This is a genomic window from Fluviicoccus keumensis (assembly GCF_004217445.1).
In the GTDB taxonomy this organism is placed as follows: domain Bacteria; phylum Pseudomonadota; class Gammaproteobacteria; order Pseudomonadales; family Moraxellaceae; genus Fluviicoccus; species Fluviicoccus keumensis.
Window position 1 is genome coordinate 132,434 of record NZ_SHKX01000010.1, and the last position, 19,197, is coordinate 151,630.

The 19,197-nt window shown below is 62.3% G+C and carries 20 protein-coding genes; 16 read left to right on the forward strand and 4 right to left on the reverse strand.

From position 1 onward, the window contains the following. Positions 1–23: 23 nt before the first annotated feature. The 13 genes from gltS to EV700_RS01715 all read left to right on the forward strand — a co-directional run bounded on the left by gltS (position 24) and on the right by EV700_RS01715 (position 12,407). A complete protein-coding gene (gene gltS / locus EV700_RS01660) occupies positions 24–1,226 on the forward strand; it encodes a sodium/glutamate symporter (RefSeq protein ID WP_130410622.1) in 1,203 nt (400 codons plus the stop codon). 48 nt (positions 1,227–1,274) lie between these two features. Beyond that, entirely contained in the window at positions 1,275–2,816 is a 1,542-nt protein-coding gene (locus EV700_RS01665; RefSeq protein WP_130410623.1) for an ATP-binding protein, read from the forward strand. Then, positions 2,809–3,474, forward strand: coding sequence for a response regulator (locus tag EV700_RS01670; protein ID WP_130410624.1), 666 nt, complete (start codon positions 2,809–2,811; stop codon positions 3,472–3,474). The genes EV700_RS01665 and EV700_RS01670 overlap by 8 nt, the downstream gene beginning before the upstream one ends. Before the next feature lie 128 nt (positions 3,475–3,602). Then, the gene (locus EV700_RS01675; RefSeq protein ID WP_130410625.1) at positions 3,603–3,977 is read left to right on the forward strand and encodes a hypothetical protein; all 375 of its coding nucleotides are present in this window, start codon (positions 3,603–3,605) and stop codon (positions 3,975–3,977) included. A 96-nt stretch (positions 3,978–4,073) separates the two neighbouring features. Beyond that, complete coding sequence (gene trhA / locus EV700_RS01680) at positions 4,074–4,724, forward strand: PAQR family membrane homeostasis protein TrhA (protein ID WP_130410626.1); 651 nt, start codon at positions 4,074–4,076, stop codon at positions 4,722–4,724. After that, complete coding sequence (locus tag EV700_RS01685) at positions 4,721–5,602, forward strand: alpha/beta hydrolase (protein WP_130410627.1); 882 nt, start codon at positions 4,721–4,723, stop codon at positions 5,600–5,602. Before trhA ends, EV700_RS01685 begins: the two co-directional genes overlap by 4 nt. Before the next feature lie 125 nt (positions 5,603–5,727). Then, positions 5,728–6,120 carry a hypothetical protein gene (locus tag EV700_RS01690; RefSeq protein WP_130410628.1) on the forward strand — a complete coding sequence of 131 codons (393 nt, stop codon included), beginning with the start codon at positions 5,728–5,730 and terminating at the stop codon, positions 6,118–6,120. Continuing rightward, entirely contained in the window at positions 6,117–6,395 is a 279-nt protein-coding gene (locus tag EV700_RS01695) for a PqqD family protein (protein ID WP_130410629.1), read from the forward strand. The genes EV700_RS01690 and EV700_RS01695 overlap by 4 nt, the downstream gene beginning before the upstream one ends. After that, the gene (locus EV700_RS01700; RefSeq protein ID WP_130410630.1) at positions 6,392–7,441 is read left to right on the forward strand and encodes an ATP-grasp domain-containing protein; all 1,050 of its coding nucleotides are present in this window, start codon (positions 6,392–6,394) and stop codon (positions 7,439–7,441) included. Before EV700_RS01695 ends, EV700_RS01700 begins: the two co-directional genes overlap by 4 nt. Beyond that, positions 7,438–8,817 carry an alanine racemase gene (locus EV700_RS01705; RefSeq protein WP_130410631.1) on the forward strand — a complete coding sequence of 460 codons (1,380 nt, stop codon included), beginning with the start codon at positions 7,438–7,440 and terminating at the stop codon, positions 8,815–8,817. The genes EV700_RS01700 and EV700_RS01705 overlap by 4 nt, the downstream gene beginning before the upstream one ends. Positions 8,818–8,821: 4 nt before the next feature. Further along, complete coding sequence (locus EV700_RS01710; RefSeq protein ID WP_130410632.1) at positions 8,822–10,933, forward strand: urea transporter; 2,112 nt, start codon at positions 8,822–8,824, stop codon at positions 10,931–10,933. After that, positions 10,924–11,784 (forward strand): hypothetical protein, encoded by an 861-nt coding sequence (locus EV700_RS16760; RefSeq protein WP_165391289.1) that lies wholly within the window; start codon positions 10,924–10,926, stop codon positions 11,782–11,784. The genes EV700_RS01710 and EV700_RS16760 overlap by 10 nt, the downstream gene beginning before the upstream one ends. Positions 11,785–11,801: 17 nt before the next feature. Beyond that, positions 11,802–12,407 (forward strand): tetratricopeptide repeat protein, encoded by a 606-nt coding sequence (locus tag EV700_RS01715; RefSeq protein WP_165391290.1) that lies wholly within the window; start codon positions 11,802–11,804, stop codon positions 12,405–12,407. 27 nt (positions 12,408–12,434) lie between these two features. Here the strand turns inward: EV700_RS01715 and EV700_RS01720 are convergent, their stop codons facing one another. The 4 genes from EV700_RS01720 to EV700_RS01735 all read right to left on the reverse strand — a co-directional run bounded on the left by EV700_RS01720 (position 12,435) and on the right by EV700_RS01735 (position 16,160). Continuing rightward, entirely contained in the window at positions 12,435–13,727 is a 1,293-nt protein-coding gene (locus EV700_RS01720; protein WP_130410634.1) for a YceI family protein, read from the reverse strand. A gap of 18 nt (positions 13,728–13,745) precedes the next feature. After that, positions 13,746–14,345 (reverse strand): YceI family protein, encoded by a 600-nt coding sequence (locus EV700_RS01725; RefSeq protein ID WP_130410635.1) that lies wholly within the window; start codon positions 14,343–14,345, stop codon positions 13,746–13,748. A gap of 169 nt (positions 14,346–14,514) precedes the next feature. Continuing rightward, positions 14,515–15,075, reverse strand: a complete 561-nt coding sequence (locus tag EV700_RS01730) for a nucleoside deaminase (protein WP_130410636.1) — start codon at positions 15,073–15,075, stop codon at positions 14,515–14,517. 155 nt (positions 15,076–15,230) lie between these two features. After that, positions 15,231–16,160, reverse strand: coding sequence for a sterol desaturase family protein (locus EV700_RS01735; RefSeq protein WP_207224542.1), 930 nt, complete (start codon positions 16,158–16,160; stop codon positions 15,231–15,233). Between the two features lie 78 nt (positions 16,161–16,238). On the opposite strand from EV700_RS01735, the gene EV700_RS01740 reads away from it, so the two are divergent. From EV700_RS01740 to EV700_RS01750, 3 genes are all read left to right on the forward strand, one after another. Further along, positions 16,239–17,237, forward strand: coding sequence for an AraC family transcriptional regulator (locus EV700_RS01740; RefSeq protein ID WP_130410637.1), 999 nt, complete (start codon positions 16,239–16,241; stop codon positions 17,235–17,237). 189 nt (positions 17,238–17,426) lie between these two features. Beyond that, entirely contained in the window at positions 17,427–18,509 is a 1,083-nt protein-coding gene (locus EV700_RS01745) for a hypothetical protein (RefSeq protein ID WP_130410638.1), read from the forward strand. Positions 18,510–18,597: 88 nt separating this feature from the next. Further along, positions 18,598–19,140, forward strand: a complete 543-nt coding sequence (locus EV700_RS01750) for a hypothetical protein (protein ID WP_130410639.1) — start codon at positions 18,598–18,600, stop codon at positions 19,138–19,140. Positions 19,141–19,197 lie beyond the last annotated feature (57 nt).

The window sequence follows — 19,197 nt, forward strand, 5'->3', positions numbered from 1 at the left end:
ACCTAGCCCCCCCCGGAGCCGCCATGACTACCCTGAGCCTGACCGCCACCTTCGCCCTGGCCACCCTGGTCTTGTGGCTGGGCGAACAGTTGCAGCAACGCATTCCCTTCTGCCATCGCTATAACCTGCCGGGTCCGGTGCTGGGCGGACTGGCCGTATCGCTGCTGGTGCTGGCCGGACGGCAAGCGGGCATGAACGCTCCCGCCTTCGACCTGAGCGCCAAGACGCCGCTGATGATTGCCTTCTTCACCAGCATCGGGCTGGGCGCCAGCCTGACCCTCCTGAAGCGGGGCGGTCGGCTGGTGCTGATATTCCTCGGGATTGCGGTCGCGGGGGCCATCCTGCAAAACGCCGCCGGCGCGTTGCTGGCGGTCGCCATGGGGGAAAAGCCGTTGCTGGGCGTGCTGGCCGGTTCGGTGACGCTGACCGGCGGCCCGGCAACCGGGCTGGCCTTCGCCCCGCAATTTGAGCAGGCCGGCATTAGCGGCGCCGAAGCCATTGCCGTCGCTGTGGCGATGGGCGGCATCATCCTGGGCGGACTGGTCGGTACGCCGGTCGGCACCTGGCTGATCCGTCATCTCCACGCCCGCACGCCGGGTCTGGCCGAAGCCGCCGCCGGCTTGTTGAAGAACAGCGCGCAGCAGGCGCTGGATTACCGCGCACTGACTGCCGAAGACCTGCTGAAGGCGCTGGGCGTAATCTGGCTGGCGATGTGGCTGGGCGGCGGAATCAGCGCCGGCTTGCAATCGCTGGGCCTGACCCTGCCCGCCTATATCGGCGCGATGCTGGCCGCCGCCATTATCCGCAACCTGGACGACCGGCTGCAGTGGCTCAGGCTGTCCGAACCGGCGGTGGAAGCGTTGGGCGGCATCGCCCTCAGCTATTTCCTGGTGCTGTCGCTGATGTCGCTGGAATTATGGAAACTGGCGGCGGTGGCCCTGCCGCTGCTGGTGATGCTGCTGGCGCAGGCGCTGCTGGTGGCGGTGATGTGCGTGGCGCTGGTTTACCCGCTGACCGGCCGCAACTATGAAAGCGCGGTGATGAGCGGCGGCTATTGCGGCTTCATGATGGGCACCACCGCCAACGCCATGGCCAACATGGATGCGCTGACCCGCCGCTACGGACCTGCCCCGCAGGCGTTCATCGCGGTGCCGCTGGTGGGGGCCTTCTTCATTGACTTCGCCAATACCTTGCTGGTGCAGGCCTGCCTGAGCTGGCTGAAATAAGTCTTCCGCATCCATAATTGTTGCGAAATCGGCCCGCATACTGAGCGCTTGAACCGATCGACCCCGAACGAGGGCACTGCCGTGCGCATGTTCCGCATCCGCTACAAGCTGTTCCTGGCCATGAGCGCCCTGAATGCCTGCCTGGTGACGGGGGCGTATGTGTTCAATTCGGTCAGTTTTGAAAAACACTTCACCACCTATCTGGGCCAGCAGGAGCTGGCGCGACAGATTCCGTTGATGGGGGCGCTGGCCGGGGAATTCCGGAAGAGCGGCTCGTGGGAACGGTTCCGGCAGTCGCCACGACGATTTCATCAACTGGTCAACGACTACAATCCCCGGCCCGAGGATGGTGCGAATCCGCCGCCCCCCGGTCCCATGAATGGTCAGGATGATGCCGCCGGGCCGGGCAGGCCCTTTTTCCCGGGCGGTCCGCCGCCCCGCCCTCCCGGAGACCCGGACGGTCCCCCGGCCTATTTGCAGCCCGCGCCCCGGCCTGTCCCGCAACATCTGGCCCTGCTGGACTCGGACCACTCCACCATTGTCGGCCCGCAACGGCTGCCTGCCGTCGCGGTGATGGCGCCCGTCACCGTTAACGGAAAAACCGCCGGATACCTGGCTTATATCCCGCAACGGGAGATCGTCAGCAGCGGCGAGCAGATTTTCGCGGAACAGCAACAGCGCATCTTTACGAGGGTGGCGATCGGTCTGGGTTTTGGCTCCATTCTCATGTCCTTCGGGATCGCCTGGTGGCTGAGCCGTCCCCTGAAAGAGCTGACGCGGGGCACCCGCGCCCTGAGCGCCGGCCGTTACGACACCCGGATTGCCATTCCGGGGAATGACGAACTGTCGCAACTGGCCGCGGATTTCAATACGCTGGCCGCAGCGTTGGCTGCCAATCTGGACGCGCGCCAGCGCTGGATCGCCGATATCGCCCATGAACTTCGCACGCCGCTGGCCGTGTTGCGCGGCGAGATCGAGGCCTTGCAGGACGGGGTCCGCCAGCCCACCGCGGCAAACCTGCAATCCCTGGGACAGGAAGTACAGCGCCTGGCGCGGCTGGTCGACGACTTGCACACCCTCTCCCAATCCGATCAGGGCGCATTGAGCTACCGCAAGGAAGCGCTGGATCTGGGGGAACTGGTGACGGAGGTCATCAGCCAGCATCACCGCCGGCTGGAGGCCGCCGGTATCCGCGTGGAGACGGACCTGGCAACCGGCATGACCGTGTGGGGAGATCAAGCCCGACTGATGCAGTTGCTGGCCAACCTGATGCAGAACACCCTTCGCTATACCGATGCGCCCGGCACATTGCGCATCTCCCTGCGACGGGTTTATAACCGTGCAGAGCTGGACTGGGAGGACTCCAGCCCCGGTGTTCCGGAAAAGGACCTGCCGCACCTGACCGAACGGTTGTTCCGCGTGGAGTCCTCCCGGAGCCGGGCGACCGGCGGGTCCGGACTGGGCCTGTCCATCGCCAAGGCGATTGCCGACGCCCACGATGTCGCCATGCGGCCGCGCGCCGGAGCGCTGGGCGGTCTTTGCTGGGAACTGGTCTTCCCGCTGTTGAATACGGATGCCGGACATGCCTGAACATATCCTGATCGTTGAAGATGAAGTCAAGATTGCGGAATTGCTGCGTGACTACCTGGAAAATCACGGCTTCAGCACTGCGCTGGCGCACCACGGGAATGCGGTAGACGCCGCCATCGCCGCCCGCCGTCCGGATCTGATGCTGCTGGACCTGATGCTGCCGGGGCGGTCCGGGCTGGAGATCTGCAAGGACGTGCGGCGCAACTCTTCGCTGCCGATCATCATGGTCACGGCGCGGGTGGAGGAAATCGACCGGCTGCTGGGGCTGGAACTGGGCGCGGATGACTATATCTGCAAGCCCTTCAGCCCCCGGGAAGTCGTGGCCAGGGTCAAGACCGTGCTGCGGCGCAGCCAGCCGCCGGTGCACGCCGGCGATGGCCTGGTGCTGGACGAAGAGCGCTATCAAGCCCGCCTCCAGGGACACAACCTGGACCTGACCGCCGTGGAGTTTCACCTGCTGAAAACACTGGCGGCGCGACCGGGGCGCATCTTCAACCGCGAGCAGCTGATGGACTCGATGTACGCCGACAATCGCATTGTTGCCGACCGCACCATTGACAGCCACATCAAGAAAATCCGTCGCAAGATGGCCGCCGTATTGCCGGATCGCGAGCTGATCCATGCCGTCTATAGTGTAGGCTACAAGTATGAATGGTAGGCGCAGGACAGCATCCGCCGCCTGCCGGGCGACAAACGCATCCTGCTGAAACCGGACAAGGCCGCGCACATCGCCTATGATCGGCGGATCGTGGCGCTGACCAAGAAACCCTGACCCGACGGAACCTTATGCCTCCCCCCGAAAAACAGCAGCCGGTCCTTGATTTCGCCACCCGCCAGGCGGTGCTGTTCGCGCTGGTCGCCGAACGGCTGTCGGCCTTTTATGACCACGGCGTCTGGATGAACGACCGCCAGGGCGCCAGCCTGGCCGCCTCGTGGCTGTCACGCGCGAAAATACGCCTGCCGCCGGAAGACGGCCGCCTGCTGGCGCGCCTCAGCGACGAGTTTGCTCGTCATCTGGCCGCCACACTGTCCCGAGAGGCCGGGCTGTACACCGCCCATGAAATGATGGAAGCGCTGGACCCGCGTTACCACTCCGACCACGCCCGCGCCCTGCTCGATGAATGCGAGCGCCTGCTGGCCGAAGCCGACGCGGCCGACTGAAGCGCCGCCGGACCTGACCGGCATCAAGGACACCTGTCCTCTTTTTGTCGCCCAATACCGCCTTTCCCCATCTGTCATCCGGCGAGGCGATTTTTCATGCGGTCTCAGGAAACCTTCAATTTTTACTCCCATCTGGCGGGCATGGCGGCGGCGGCCGTCGGCACGCTGTTTCTGGTGATGCGCGCCGCCGATTCGCACTCGCTGCTGATCCCGGCGCTGGTCTACGGCCTGTCCACCGTCTTCCTGTTCCTGGCCAGCTCGCTGTATCACGCCTTCAAGCAGCAGGAAAACGAGGTCTCGTTCTGGCGGCGCATGGATCGCTTCGCCATCTTCGTGATGATTGCCGGTTCGTACACGCCGGTTTGCTACCTGTTCCTGCCGGAACAGTGGCGCGTACCGATGATTGCGGTGCAGTGGGGGCTGGTGGGCTTCGGCGTGCTGACGCAGATCTTCTTTCCGCGCGCGCCGCGCGTGCTGTTCGCGCTGATCTACCTGACGATGGGCTGGCTGGTGGTGCTGCCGCTGAACGCGATGCTGCACGCCATGACGCCGGTGCAACAACACCTGCTGTTCCTGGGCGGCGCGGCCTTCACGCTGGGCGCGCTGTTCTACGCCCTGAAAAAGCCGCTGATGCTGCCCGGCGTCTTCAGCTTCCACGAACTGTTCCACGTGATGGTGCTGATTGGTGCGGGCTGCCATTACGCCATGATCTACAACGCGCTGGCGATGCTGCCGGGAGCGTCATGACCGCCGCCGACCCCGCCCGGCTGGCGCAACAGCTGACGGAGGAAAACCTGCGCTTTGGCCAAGACCGGGAACACCATTTCCGGGCTGGCGAAACCAAGCCCGCTACGATCGGCGAGCCCTATTTCCTGAACGGCGACAACGGCTGGGGCGTGCTGCTGGTGCATGGGCTGATGGCCGCACCGGAAGAAGTGCGCGAATGGGCGGAAGACCTGCACCGGCAGGGGTATACCGTCTACGCACCGCGTTTGGCCGGGCACGGCACCTCGGCGGACGATCTGGCCTCGCGCACGGCGGAAGAATGGATGGACTCGGTGGAACGGGGGCGGCGCATCCTGCACAGCGCGGGCTGCGGACGCATCGCCATCGCCGGCTTTTCCACCGGCGGCGCGGTGGCGCTGGCCAGCGTCATCCGGCAGCCGGAGGCCTATGCCGCCCTCATCAGCATCAGCGCGCCGCTGCGCTTCAAATCCTGGAAGGCCTCGGTTGCCGAGCCCGTCGATCTCTGGAACCGGTTGCTGGATCGGCTGGGCATCAACGCCTGGCGGCAGGATTTTGTGCACAATGACGCCGACAATCCGCAAATCAATTACCGGCGCTGCCCGGTGCACAGCATTGTGCAGATAAGGCGGCTGATGCGCGCGGTGCGGCGGGGACTGCCCGGCATCCGCATTCCGGCACTGGTGATGCACGCCGACGCCGACCCGAAGGTGGATGTGCGCGGCGGACGCGAAATTTACCGGCGGCTGGGCTCGGCAACCAAGCGATACCGGGAGGTGGCGTTCCACCGGCATGGCATCGTGCGCGGGGAAATCGGGCGGCAGCTGTTCCGGGAAAGCGGCCGCTTCCTGGGTCACATCCGCCATGGCAAAGGCAGCTGAGCCGCCGCTTATCCCCGAAACACGCGCGGTTATCCCTCCGTACCACAATCCTCATTTCTTCCTCAATTACTGCCATTTTGCACGCGACACTGGGTTCATCGAAAGAGCCACGTGGAGCACGCATCATGAAGAAGCCTCTCATCACCCTGGGCCTGAGTCTGGCCATCCTCCTGCCAAGCGCCGTCCTGGCCTGCGGCGCCCCTCCCGAGCTGGAAAAGCAACTGCAACTGAATCCGGACCAGAGCGCCAAGCTGGACACCATCCTTCAGAAATACCGCAGCCGGCACGAAGCCCTGCGCGGCAAGCATGAGCAGGCCCGTGACGCCGCCCGCCGGGAAATGGAAGCCATCGACACCGCCCAGCATCAGGAACTGGCCACCGTCCTGAATCCCGCCCAGCTGAAAACCCTGGAAGAGTGGCAGCGCAGTCATCGCCCGCCCCGCCCGGATCACGGCGAGCCGCCCGCCTCGCGAGGCGACCGCCCCCTGCCGGACGCCAACCCGGAGCCGCAGCCATGACCGCCCGCGAACGTCTGGCCACCCGCGACTGGTTCCCTGATCCCGCCGTGCTGCAACGGTTGGCCGTCAGCGAAACCGGTTTCATCTTCGACCCGGTCAGCGGCCAGAGTTTTTCCACCGGCGAAACCGGCGTGGCGGTGCTGAAACTGGCGCGGAACCTGGCATGGCTGGATGAAGTCATCGACTGCCTGACCGGGGAATACGACGCCCCGCGCGGCCAGATCGAACGCGACCTGCAGGACTTTGCCGCCCGATTGAAGGAGCTGATCAAATGAAACTGACCATTGCCGTCACCGGCATGAACGGTCGCGCCGACAACCCCGGTCCCGGCATCGCCGTCGCACGCTGCCTGAAGGAAGCCGCCGGATTCGAGGTGCGCATTGTCGGTCTGGGTTACGAGGCGCTGGACCCCGGCCTGTACCTGGACGACCTGGTCGACGCCGCCTGGCTGCTGCCCTATCCCTCGCACGGCGAGGAAGCCTTTCTGGCGCGACTGACCGCCATTCATGCCGAAGAGCAGATCGACGTCATCATTCCCTGCCTGGATGCCGAACTGCCGGTATTCGTGCGCATCGCCCCGGCGCTGTCCGACCTGGGCATCCGCCACTTCCTGCCCGGCCGCGACCAGCTGCTGTTGCGCGGCAAGGACCAGCTGCCGGCGCTGGCTGAACGTACCGGCCTGATGGCGCCGGCCACCAAGGCCATCTACAGCCCCGACTTCTTCTATCAGGCCGAATCCGCCGGATTCCGCTTCCCACTGGTGGTGAAAGGCCTGTTCTACGACGCCAAGGTAGTCCACAACGCCGTGGACGCCATTGCCGCCTTTCACCATATCGCCCACGACTGGGGCATGCCGGTGCTGGTGCAGCAGTTCCTGACCGGCGAGGAAGTGAACCTGGCCGGGGTGGGCGACGGCAAGGGCGGTCTGGCCGGTGCGGTGATGATGAAGAAACGCGCCCTGACCGACAAGGGCAAGGCCTGGGCCGGGGTGTCCATTGATGACCCGGAACTGCTGGCCGCCGCCCGGACGCTCTGCGAGGCCACGCACTGGCAAGGCGGTTTCGAGCTGGAAATGCTGTGTGATGCGGAAGGCCGCCATCACCTGATCGAGATCAACCCGCGCTTTCCGGCGTGGATCTACTTCTCCGCCGGGGTGGGCCGCAACCTGCCGGAACAACTGGTGAAACTGGCGCTGGACCAGAAAGCGCCGCCGCTGCCGCCCGCCGAGGCGGGCATGATGTTCATCCGCTACGCCATGGAAGTCATGGTGCCGCTCGCACAATTCGAAGCCGTCACCATGCACGCCCGGAGACAGTCATGACTACCCTGAAACACTGGATCACCCCCACCATCGTCCGCCACGGCGGCGCGGGACTCAACAAATTCGGCGGCGTCCGCCAGTCCCTTTACCTGGACGCCATCGACGGGGTGCCGGTCAGCCAGCTGATCGAACGCTTCGGTTCGCCGCTGTTCGTGATGTCGGAAGCCCGCCTGCGCGAGACCGCCCGCCGCATGCGCCGCGCCTTCACCTCGCGCTATCCGAAGGTGCGTTTCGGCTGGTCGTACAAGACCAACTACCTGAACGCAGTGTGCGGCCTCCTGCATCAGGAAGGCTTCGAGGCGGAAGTGGTGTCGGGCTTCGAATACGAGAAGGCGCGGATGCTGGGGGTTCCCGGTCACCGCATCATCTTCAACGGCCCGCTGAAGACCCGCGAGGATCTGGAACGCGCGGTCAGCGAACGCGCCCAGATCCACATCGATCACCTCGACGAGCTCTACCTGCTGGAAGCGGTGGTGCGCGACGCCGGGCTGCGCGACTTCCCGGTCGCCATCCGCCTCAACTTCGATACCGGTTACAGCGAACCGTGGAGCCGCTTCGGCTTCAACCTGGAAACCGGCCAGGCCATGGACGCCGCCCGCCGCATCGCCAACAGCCCGTGGCTGCAACTGGTGGGACTGCACAACCACATCGGCACCTACATTACCGACCCGCGCGCCTATAGCGCACAGGTGCGGATCATGGCCGGCTTTGTCACGGCGGTGGAAGCGGCGACCGGCTGCACCATCCGTTTCCTCGACACCGGCGGCGGCTTTGCCTCTCGCAATTCCCTGCAAGGCGTCTACCTGCCGCCGGAACAGGTGGTGCCGTCGATCGAGCAGTATGCCGACGCGCTCTGCAACACGCTGCATGAGTGCTTCCGCGACCGCGAGGCGCAGGGCAAACCGCTGCCGGAACTGATCCTGGAATCCGGGCGCGCGGTGGTGGATGAATCGGCCTGGCTGCTCAGTTCCGTGGTCGCCAACAAGCGGCTGGCGGACGGACGGCGCGGACTGGTGGTGGATGCCGGGGTCAACGTGCTGTTCACCGCCTTCTGGTACAACCACGACGTGCGCCTGACCAAGCCCGCCGAGGGCCTGCCGGAAGAAACCGTGATCTACGGCCCGATGTGCATGAACATCGACGTGCTGCGCCAGTCGCTGAAACTGCCGCCGCTGTCGCCGGGCGAGGTGCTGGCCTTCTGGCCGGTGGGCGCCTACAACAACACGCAGTGGATGCAGTTCATCGCCTATCGCCCTGCCGTGGTGATGGTGCGCGAGAACGGCAGCGTCGATGTGTTGCGACGTCGGGAAAAGCTGCAGGACATGACCGATCTGGAAAGCCTGCCCGACGGGCTGCAACCCGACTTCCGGGACTGACGCCATGCCCTTCCCTTCCCCGTTGCTGCGCGCGCTGGGCATGAGCTACGGCTGGACGCTGCTGACTCCGTCCGCCGCAGCCGGCGGCCTGTTCCTGCTGGTGACGCTGCTGAATCCGGTGCAGGGACTGGCGGGCCTGCTGGGCTGTCTCAGCGCCCTGGGTTGCGCCCGCTGGCAGCGGCAGGATGACAGCCTGCTGCCGGTGCACGGCTTCAACGGGCTGCTGACCGGGTTGCTGCTGGGCGGCCTGTCGCTGGCCGGGGCCACGCTGGCGGCCTGTTCGGTGATGGGCGGGCTGTTGGCCTCGCTGCTGACGCAGCTGATTGGCGCGGCAACCTGGCCGCTGCTGCGGGTGCCGGTGCTGAGCCTGCCGTTCGTGGCGGCGGGCTGGTTGATGATGCTGGCGCTGCACGCTCAATCCGCGGCAACCGTCACGGCGGTGCCGTCCTTGTTCGGCGGAACGATGGACCGGTTCCTGACCACGCTGGGCTCCATCCTGATGCAGCCGCAACCGCTGGCGGGGCTGATGTTCCTGCTGTGCATCACTGTCGTCTCCCGCTGGCTGGCGCTGATGGCGCTGCTGGGGTATCTAGTGTCAGCGTTGCCCGCCCTGCTGCCCGGTTTCCCCGGCCTCAGCCATTCCGCCGCTTTCAACGCTATGCTGACCGCCATGGCGCTGGGCGGCCTGTTTGTCACGCCCGGCCCCGGCAGCCTGCTGCTGGCCGTCTCCGGCAGCCTGCTGACCGTGCTGCTGGATGCCGCCCTCAGCCGGCTGACCGGTCTGGCGGGGTTGCTGCCGCTGTCGCTGCCCTTCGTGCTGACCACCGCGCTGGGGCTGCACGCCGCCCGTCAGGCCGGGCAACCGCGCGTGCAGCCCGAACATCCGCGCATTCCCGAACGCTCGCTGGAAAGCCGCAACCTGGAAGCCGCGCGCGTGGGCCGCAGCGGCACCCTGCCGCTGATGCTGCCGGTCAACGGGGACTGGGATGTCTATCAGGGCTTTGACGGCGAGCACACCCATCAGGGACCGTGGCGCTATGCCATCGACCTGATCGTCACCGAAGGCGGATTGAGCTTTCATCAGGACGGCAGCCGGATCGATCACTACTACGCCTTCGGCCTTCCCGTGCTTTCACCCTGTCACGGTCAGGTCGTCGGTCTGGTTGCGGAAATTCCCGACAACGAGCCCGGCGCCATGAACCTGGAACAGAACTGGGGCAACTACCTGCTGATAAGGCTGGCCGGGGGTGCGTGCGTGCTGCTGGCGCACCTGCAACAAGGCAGCCTTGGCGTCGCGATCGGCGATTGGCTGAAACCCGGCGATCCGGTCGGGCGCTGCGGCAACTCCGGGCGCTCCCCGCAACCGCACCTGCATCTGTCCGTCGTCGAATACGCCCATCCGGCCGCGCCGACCCTGCCCTTTCACCTGTGCGGACTGAACCGCCTGGAAGGCGACCGCCGGGCCTTCCGGCTGAACCATGTGCCGCAGACCGGCGACCGGCTGGAAAATGTCTGGGCGGGGCCCGTGCTGCCGCTGCCCTTGCTGCCGGGACGACAACTACGCTACGGCGATGGCGGCGGACATCAGACCGAGCTGACCGTGGATGCCACCCTCGACGGTCGGTTCCGCATCAGCGGCCGTGGCTCCGCCGCCGCCCTGACCGACAACACGCCCACCGTGCTGGCCTGCTATGAGCGCGAAGGCGGTTCCGACCGGTTTCTGGACCTGTGGCTGCTGGCGGCCGGTTTCACCCCGGCCTCGGAACGGGTGACGCACTGGCATGACCGCCCGCCCATCCGGCTGCTGCCCGCGTCGCTGTGGCGCGCCCTGGCCTGGATCTGCCCCGGCCTGGTCAGCCTCGACAGCCGCTATCGCCGCGAATGGGAGCCCGTCAACCGGCAATGGCGGCAAGCGGGCGAGCACCGTCTTTTCGGCCGCGCACGGCTGGAAACCACCGCCTGGATTTCACCGGAACTGGGGCTGATGCGGCTGGAAGCGCGCATGGGACAACGCGGCTGGCATTACCACCTGATTCGCGCCGCCCAACAGGGCGACACCGGCATTCCCGCCTTTTCACTGGAATTTGACACCCGGGGAGACCCCACATGCCCTTGAACACCCGATGGATTACGTTGCCCCTGCTGCTCACCGCCGGTATCGCCGCCGCCGCAGACTGGCCCGGCAGCGCGGCGCTGGAGCTGACCCGGCTGGACTATCAGGGCTCCGGGCTGCGGGACCGCCTCAACCAACGCAAGCTGGATCTGGGCCTGCAGGCCTCCCCGGCCCTCGGACTGACCGCCGGTCTTGGCGAAAGCCGGGTCGACTACCGTCAGGGCGGCGTCCTGGAGGAACGCACGCTCGCGCTGGCCGCCGAAGGTCTGTCGCCCGACCGTGACTGGGCCTGGCGGTTAGGCGGAATTCGCGTGGAAGACCGTCAAACCGGCGCGCCGGACCTGACGAGCCGCACCGTGCTGGCCGGACTGGGCTGGTGGCGCACCCCCGACCTGCTGCTGGACACCGGCTTCTGCCGCACCCGGCTGGACAGCGGAACAACCGTCGACCAGCTGACCCCGATGATCGGCGGCAGCTTCAATGACCGCTATACCTGGGTGCAGCTGCGGGGCTACCTGCAGCGCTTCAGCCAGACCTCGGAAAACCTGGACCGGGCCGCCGCCGCCGAACTGAAGCTGACCCAATGGCTGCAACCCGGCCCCGTCCTGAAGCCCCGCACCCTGCAAGCCATGGTCTCGGGCGGAAAGCGGCTTTACAGCGTGGACACCGACACGCTGGAGCTTTACACGCAGCCCTATATCCAGACCGCCGCCGCATGGGCCGGAGCCGGCTGGCGGCCGCAACCGAACCTGGACTTCCTGCTGCTGGCCGGGGCCACCCGCAGCCACAGCCCGTCGCTGGCCGACACCCTGGATTCCCGTTTCCTCTACCTCAACCTTTCCACCCACTGGTAAACCCGGAGTACCTGACTATGAAATTGTCCCGCATCCTCCCCGCCTGCCTGCTTGGCGGCCTGATGGCCGTTACCGCCGTGGCGGGTGAAGCCGACTGGGCCAAATCCTATCAACTGGAATCGCAAGGCAAGATCCAGGACGCCCTGACCACCCTGGACAGCCTGGGCAAGGACGATGACGACCACCTGCAGTGGCTGCGTAAGGGCTGGCTGAACTATCAGCTGGGTCGGCATGATGAATCGCTGAAGGCTTACACCACGGCGGCGGCGCGCTACCCCCGCTCCGTGGAGGCGTTGCTGGGGGAAACCCTGCCCTTGCTGGCCACCCGCCGCTGGAAGGAGGCCGAAACGCAAGCCCGCAAGGCGTTGGAACTGGCGCCGTGGAACTACACCGCCGCCATCCGGCTGATGGCGGCGCTGGAAGCGCAAAAGGACTGGAAAGCGCTGGCGAAGGTGGGCGTAGACATGGCCGAACGCTTTCCCTCCGACGCCACCATCCTGGTCTATCTGGCGCGGGCGCAAAACGCGCTGGGCTGGAAAAACGAAGCGGCGATCAGTTGGCAGGGTGTGTTGAACCGGGTGCCGGGTCACATTGAGGCCAAGAAGGCGCTGGGCAGGCCCTGAACATCCGTACGGGCGTGATCGTGGATATCAGGACTTTTTCGCCAGCACCGTGAAGCGGACCCGGACTTCGGCGGGAATGGAGTCGGTCGCGGCGTACTCGCCCTGCCCCACGCCGAACAGGGTGCGGTTCAGGGTTGTCGAGCCTTCCGCCACCGTCAGGCCGTTACGTTCGCTGAGCCGGAAATCCAGCGTCACAGGCAGGGTTTTGCCGCGCAGCGACAGCGTACCCTTGGCGGCATAGCGCTGCTTGCCGGTTTCACGGAACTCGGTGGACTTGAACACGGCCTGCGGGAAATGCCCGGCGTCGAACCAGTCATCCCCCGGCAAGGCGCCGTCACGCTGCTCGTCACCGGACGCCACCGACGACAAATCCACCTTCACCGTCACCGACGAGGCCGCCAGCGCCTCCGGACTGAAGGCGATATCCGCCGTCCAGGTCTTGAAGCGGCCCGTCACCGGGTCGCCCGACCAGCTGGTGCCGAACTCCAGCGTGGAGCCGGATTGCACCTTCCACTTGACCGGCGCGGCCGGAACGCCTGACGGCTGGTCCTTGGCCGCCGTTACGGCATCGTGAGTTTCCACCGCCACCGGTTCGGGCGGCAAGGCTGCCGGCGCCGCTTCCACCACTTGGGCCTGCGGATTCGGGGTAGTCCCGCCCTTCGGCTCCGGCAGGCGCGGCAGGACAAACCCGGCCGCCATCAGACCGGCGGCCAGCGCCAGAATCAGCCACAGGCGCGGCTCCGCCCAACCGGGGCGCGCGCCAGGGGCCATGTGCGCCAGCACCTTGTCCTTGACGATCAACTGATGCTTCAGCAGACCGCCGACATGCGCCGCCAGCAACAACATCGTCACGGCGGCCAGTAATTCATGAATTTCCTTGCTGCCGTTGTTCCAGACCTCCTTTACCGCCGGGGTGAGTTCCGGCAGGAACGGCAGGTGCGGCCACGGAACGGTTCCGAACAGCAGGGTGGGAATCTGGGTGCGGCTGGTCGACACGGCAATCCATCCCGTCAGCGGCAAACCGATCATGATGCCGTAGAACGCCAGATGCACCAGTTTCGACAGGGCTTTTTCCCAGGACGCCATGGTGGCGGGCAAGGCGGGAGGCGGATTCATCAGCCGCCAGGCGATGCGGGCCGCCACCAGCAGCAGGATGGTGAATCCGATGGATTTGTGCAGCTGGAACAGCGCAAAAGCGCCCGGCCCTTTCGGCAGGTCGCCCATGCGCCAGCCCAAGGCCAGCTGGAAGAGAATGGCGGCTGCAATCAGCCAGTGCAGGATGATGGCTACCGTGGTGTAGCGATTATGCGAAGCCGCCATGTTGTTCTCCTTGACGGGTTATTGCTTCACGAACTCGACTTCAATGTTCAGCTCAACATTATCACCAATTACCGGCACATACTTGGTGGAACCGAACTGCGAGCGGGTAATCACCGTCTTGGCGGAGAAACCGGAACGGTTCAGACCGAACATATCCTTGGCGAAGCCCATGAAGGTCACGTCCAGCGTCACCGGCTTGGTGACACCGGCCAGCGTCAGGTTGCCGGTCATGGTGCCCTTGCCGTTACCCAGGTTCTTGATGCCGGTAGAGACAAAGGTGGCCTTGGGGAACTTGTCGGCCATCAGGAACTCGGCGGGGAATTCCTTGTTGGCTTTTTCATAGCCGGTATTCAGCGAGTTGGTGTCGATGGTCACTTCCACCTTGGCGGCTTCAGGGCTCTTCGGATCGTAGGTATAGCTGGCGTCGAACTTGTCGAAGCGGAAGGTGTAGAAGGAAAAGCCCTGGTGCAGCACGCGAGCGGTAATGCTGGCGTGGGTCTTGTCGACCAGGTACTTGCCGGCGGGCATCTTGGCGGGATCGATATCCGGCGCGGCGTGGACCATCGGGGCGGCCAGCAGGGACAAGGCCATCAGGGAAGTAGCGAGGAAGCGGGACATGGTTTTTCTCCGTCAGGGTCAAATACGGTCCGTGTAACCTGAATGGATGACGGAACCGGGTGTGAGACGGACAATACGCCCGGCCCCTGACCCCGACAATACGGCAAACCCCGGATACCTTGTTTCCCGAACGAGAACACTACACACGCGGACGGCGCATTTCCGCCCGTCAGTAGATGACCCCGCCCTGCCGGATATAGGCCTGCAGCACCGCGCAGGACTCGGCGCGCAGCAGGTCGCGCTGGACTTCAATGCCGTCGACGCGCCAGGCCGCTTCCCAGTCGTGCGGCTTGTGGCCCTCGTGGAAACCGATGGCGCGGGCATCTTCATCGCGAGCGCCGATCAGCACCGACTTCAACCCCGACCAGTGAATGCCGCCCAGGCACATGCTGCACGGCTCGCAACTGGTGGCCAGCTGCCAGCGCCCGCCAGGACCGGTCAGGCTGAGTTGCCCCAGATGCTTTTGCGCCACCGAAATCGCCACCATCTCGGCGTGCGCCATCGACAGCCCCGAATTCATCACCAGATTGACCCCAACCCCCAGCAGCAACCCGGACTGCTTGTCGAAAACCGCCGCGCCAAAGGGACCGCCAGTCTTGCCCAGTACGTTGCGGGCGGCCAGTTCAATGGCCAGCGACATACGCGCGGCCGGGGTTTCATAGTGTCGGGGGCCTTGTTCCATAAAGGCGGAAAGCCAGTCCGGCAACGTCAATTGGATCTGGATGGTCATACCATGCATCAATGCAAAATCAGGAGGCTACACCTTCCCCCCAACAAAGCTTGAAGTCAAGGAAACAGCTAACAGTTCGGGCAAACGATGCTCACGGAATCACCAATAGCAAAGGGCGCAACCCGTGCGCCCTTCCGCGAATCCCCTTCCCCGCCTCAACCGGCCTGACGAACCTGCCGCGCTTCCAGCTGCTGCATCTTGTCGCTCTTCCAGCCCGGCGCTTTCCAGAACACCCGGAAATCGTAGCCGCTGTTGCGGAAGTCACGGAACATCTCGCCCCATTCATGCACTTGCAGGTAGATCGGGTTCAGCGAATGCGGTTGGCGGTCCACCAGGCCGTACTTGATCACACCCGCCTTTTCTTCCGGCACGAAGGTTCCGAAAATCTTGTCCCAGATGATCAGCACGCCGCCGAAGTTGGTGTCGATCTGCGCCGGATTGCTGCCGTGGTGGACGCGATGGTGCGACGGGGTATTCAGCACCGCGCCGAACTTGTCCAGCGGGCTGTAGGTTTCGGTGTGCAGGAAGAACTGGTAAGCCAGGTTCAGCTCGATGGCCAGCGTCACCCAGTTCTTGTCGAAACCGACCAGCGCCACCGGCACCCACCAGAACAGCCACGCCCCGTTGAACACCATGGTGAAGTTCTGGCGCAGCGCCGTGGAATAGTTCATGCGCTCGGCGGAATGGTGCGTCACATGCGAAGTCCAGAACCAGCGCACCTTGTGCATCATGAAGTGGCAGAGGTAAAAGCTGGCGTCCACCACCAGGAAGATGAGCAGGATGCTCCAGATGCCGTGCACCGGCTGGTACTGGAAACCGAACTGGTAGACCCAGTCGAAGAACACGCGGATGAACAGCGCCACAGCGATACCGTCGACGATCTTGTAGTTCGCGCCCATCGTCAGGTTGGTCAGCGTTTCCTTGAAGGAATACATCTCCGGACGGCCCTTGCGATGCCAGTAGTACGCCTCGGCGGCGATCACGCCCAGGAATACCGCCCCGGCCAAGCCGATGAAGAGCAGCGCGTGCAGGATGTCATTCATGGTGGAAACCCTCGTCACTTTGTCGTTGTTCGATGAGGTCATTCTGCCGTATGCTTTGCATACCGTATTGACATAGTTCGCCGTGTTTTTGACGGTTTTCGCCATTCTGAGGATTGCTTGATGCAAGGCATTTACGTCGCCAGCGACCTGGGCGGGCTGGTGCTGGCCTATCTGGACCAACACGGCATTGCCGCACCGTCGATCCGCCACCGGCTGTCGGCCTGGCCCGCGCACGCACAGATGCCGATGACCATGTGGTGGGACCTGCTGGAAAGCCTGCAAGCCCTGCTGCACGAACCGGCGCTGGGGCTGAAGATCGGCGCCTGCGTGCAGCCGGAACATACCGGCGTGATGGCCTACCTGATCATGCATTGCGGTACGCTGGGCGAGGCGCTGCTGCGTTTCCAGCGTTACCAGAAGCTGCTGCACAACATGTCTGACGTGCATCTGGACAGCGACGGCCGGGTATTGAAGATCAGCTGGGATGCGGATCAGGGCATTTCCACGCAGCTGTCGAACGAAGTGTTCATGGGCGGGTTGATCACCTTCGTGCGCTCGATCGTGTCGATGGAAGCGAACGCGACCTTCGGGCCGGAAGCGATCCACTTCACGCATGACGCGCCCTACCCGGTGGCGATGTTCGAGGCGTTGATGGGCTGCCGGGTGCTGTTCGGCCAGCCGCGCGTGGCGATCGAGATTGCCTTGCCGCTGCTGGCCTTGCCGGTGAACGGGCAGAATCCCTTTTTGCTGGAGTTGCTGGAGAAGCAGGCCGAGGCGTTGCTGGATGAATCGGCGAAGGGCGACAGTTTTCTGGAGTCGGTGCAGGCGATTTGCGTGGAGATGCTGAATAGCGGTGTGCCGACGCTGGAGGGAGTGGCGCGGCGGTTGAATCTGTCGACGCGGACGCTGCATCGGCGGCTGGAGGATCGGGGGTTGAACTTTAACGGGATGTTGCGGGAGACGCGGTTTCGGTTGGCGAAGCATTATCTGGGGGATGTGAGGCTGGATTTGAATCAGATTGCGTTTCTACTGGGGTATTCGGAGCAGAGTGCGTTTACGCGGGCGTTCCGGGGGTGGGCGGGGGTGTCGCCGAATCGGTTTAGGAAGCGGTTGGGGTGATTGGTCATGGTTGGTTACAATCCAAACGATTGGATTTATAGGGCGAAATTGCCGGGGTTTTCGGGGAATGGTAGGCTGAGAGCGTTACTCTTTAAGGATTCGGATCTCACATATACGGACAGAAATTTTTCAATGCTTTGATTTTTAAAGTTTTACAGCGAATATTTATTTTTATAAAGGAACACCAACATGCAATTTAGTGTAAATGACTTTGCTGCACATGTACTTAAAGCCATTAAAAATGGGGAAGATTTTTCTTTTCCGTGTATGTATAACGACCAACTCAGGGAAATTGATCTGGATTTCTCGTTGGACAGCCTAAACCATATTGATGCACTATTGTTAAATATCCGGAATCGATATAAGCCAAGCTATGACAACCTTATTCAAACCCAAGCCGGCCAGCTCTTTCTAATGGTTTTGGCTTTTTATTTCATGTCTGTCATGGCCAAAGTTAGCCAATGTAGCGTTAAGTGGTTTGATTATGAAGAGTTTAAAGCCATTGTTCCTGCAAACGCCGCTCCAGAACATTGCTTCGAGACAAATTTCGTCTGTATAGCTCAAAGCGCAATAAGACTCCCATTATTTGCCGTCAATGACATTTTATTTAAAAACCCCGCCGGTTTAGGTCTTGCTAATTATGCCGAGCAATTTTTGAATGAGCCGCCCGAGCATATTGAATTGAATTTTCAAAATGAGAAAGAAACACTATCAGATGAATTAGTTTCAAAAAACGAGTCATTAGTTAATTTATCTGAGTGTATGGGGCTTTTGTTGGCTGCGACCATCGCTCATGCTCCGTCTACTAACTTTGGCATTACTTTGCTCGCACCATCAACGGAAGAAGGGCGACCCGGAATGAAATTAGTCAAATTCATGAGCGACGACACTTCAGAGTTTCGAAACCACCTAGATAATAACCCCCGGCAAAAGGAATGGCTTTGTGGCGTTTGTGATGGCTATGTTTACCCCTATGAAGGGAAAACGGATGCGCTCATTTTTGAGGCTATAAACTACCAAAAAGACCCGAAGACAAAAATACATCTCTACTTACCATATAGCCACGATGAAACAAGCAAACAATTTTACTTCTCCAAGCCGCTACTAATAAAAAATCATTGGTCTGACACAGATATAGAAATCATATCAAAATCCATAATAAAGCATATCCTCCAAATGCCTATCGCACTTGATGCATGGCGAAAATATTACCCTGAATACGATACAATATCGGAAACTCCTATTAAAAAACCATGGTACAAATTTTGGTAGTTTTTAATGATGAAGAGCTCGGGGGCAGGGCGTGATTAATTAACTCTTCACACGCCCCAGCCTTCGCACCCCAATGAGAAAAATTACTATGAAAACACTGGCCCTGCTTTTATTAATAACAACCCCTGAGTTATCATACTGCGCCGCGCTTTGCCAAAACAATGAGGTCGTGATTTTTTCGTGCCATACTAAAACCCAAAAAATCATATCAGTTTGCTCATCAATTAAAGTATCCGCCAGTGCCGGTTATATTCAATACCGCTTCGGCAACAAGAACAGGATTGAGCTTTTTTACCCCACCAAAAAAGTTCATCCAACAGACTCATTCCTTTATAACTCAATCGTTCAACCAGGGAGCATCATGTCCCATTTAAGTTTCCAGAACAACAGCTACAAATATGTGATTTATGACGATATCGCCAAGTTACCACCCTATGGCCAAAATAATACTGAAGAAATGGCCGGGGTTTATATCATTAAAGAAAATAAAATCCTTAACGCAGTCACATGCCTACACCCAGGAAAGATCGGCATGAGTCTTAGCCGGGCCGGGATAGAAGAGGGAGAGAAGGAAGTAGTTATTCCACACGGGGATTACCTTCCGGGCCTTGAGTCAAATCTAAAAAACTAACCATCGGAAAATAGGAACGGAGCCATATTCCCATCCCCCCGCTCCATCCTTCACACC

Excerpts from the sequence above, each read along its gene's own strand:
- EV700_RS01700 (WP_130410630.1), top strand. The coding sequence starts at position 6,392 with ATGAAACTGACCATTGCCGTCACCGGCATGAACGGTCGCGCCGACAAC.
- EV700_RS16760 (WP_165391289.1), top strand. The coding sequence starts at position 10,924 with ATGCCCTTGAACACCCGATGGATTACGTTGCCCCTGCTGCTCACCGCC.
- EV700_RS01725 (WP_130410635.1), bottom strand. The coding sequence starts at position 14,345 with ATGTCCCGCTTCCTCGCTACTTCCCTGATGGCCTTGTCCCTGCTGGCC.
- EV700_RS01720 (WP_130410634.1), bottom strand. The coding sequence starts at position 13,727 with ATGGCGGCTTCGCATAATCGCTACACCACGGTAGCCATCATCCTGCAC.
- EV700_RS01675 (WP_130410625.1), top strand. The coding sequence starts at position 3,603 with ATGCCTCCCCCCGAAAAACAGCAGCCGGTCCTTGATTTCGCCACCCGC.
- gltS (WP_130410622.1), top strand. The coding sequence starts at position 24 with ATGACTACCCTGAGCCTGACCGCCACCTTCGCCCTGGCCACCCTGGTC.
- EV700_RS01730 (WP_130410636.1), bottom strand. The coding sequence starts at position 15,075 with ATGACCATCCAGATCCAATTGACGTTGCCGGACTGGCTTTCCGCCTTT.
- EV700_RS01745 (WP_130410638.1), top strand. The coding sequence starts at position 17,427 with ATGCAATTTAGTGTAAATGACTTTGCTGCACATGTACTTAAAGCCATT.
- EV700_RS01750 (WP_130410639.1), top strand. The coding sequence starts at position 18,598 with ATGAAAACACTGGCCCTGCTTTTATTAATAACAACCCCTGAGTTATCA.
- EV700_RS01715 (WP_165391290.1), top strand. The coding sequence starts at position 11,802 with ATGAAATTGTCCCGCATCCTCCCCGCCTGCCTGCTTGGCGGCCTGATG.
- EV700_RS01690 (WP_130410628.1), top strand. The coding sequence starts at position 5,728 with ATGAAGAAGCCTCTCATCACCCTGGGCCTGAGTCTGGCCATCCTCCTG.
- EV700_RS01670 (WP_130410624.1), top strand. The coding sequence starts at position 2,809 with ATGCCTGAACATATCCTGATCGTTGAAGATGAAGTCAAGATTGCGGAA.
- EV700_RS01695 (WP_130410629.1), top strand. The coding sequence starts at position 6,117 with ATGACCGCCCGCGAACGTCTGGCCACCCGCGACTGGTTCCCTGATCCC.
- EV700_RS01735 (WP_207224542.1), bottom strand. The coding sequence starts at position 16,160 with ATGACCTCATCGAACAACGACAAAGTGACGAGGGTTTCCACCATGAAT.
- EV700_RS01740 (WP_130410637.1), top strand. The coding sequence starts at position 16,239 with ATGCAAGGCATTTACGTCGCCAGCGACCTGGGCGGGCTGGTGCTGGCC.
- EV700_RS01705 (WP_130410631.1), top strand. The coding sequence starts at position 7,438 with ATGACTACCCTGAAACACTGGATCACCCCCACCATCGTCCGCCACGGC.
- trhA (WP_130410626.1), top strand. The coding sequence starts at position 4,074 with ATGCGGTCTCAGGAAACCTTCAATTTTTACTCCCATCTGGCGGGCATG.
- EV700_RS01710 (WP_130410632.1), top strand. The coding sequence starts at position 8,822 with ATGCCCTTCCCTTCCCCGTTGCTGCGCGCGCTGGGCATGAGCTACGGC.
- EV700_RS01685 (WP_130410627.1), top strand. The coding sequence starts at position 4,721 with ATGACCGCCGCCGACCCCGCCCGGCTGGCGCAACAGCTGACGGAGGAA.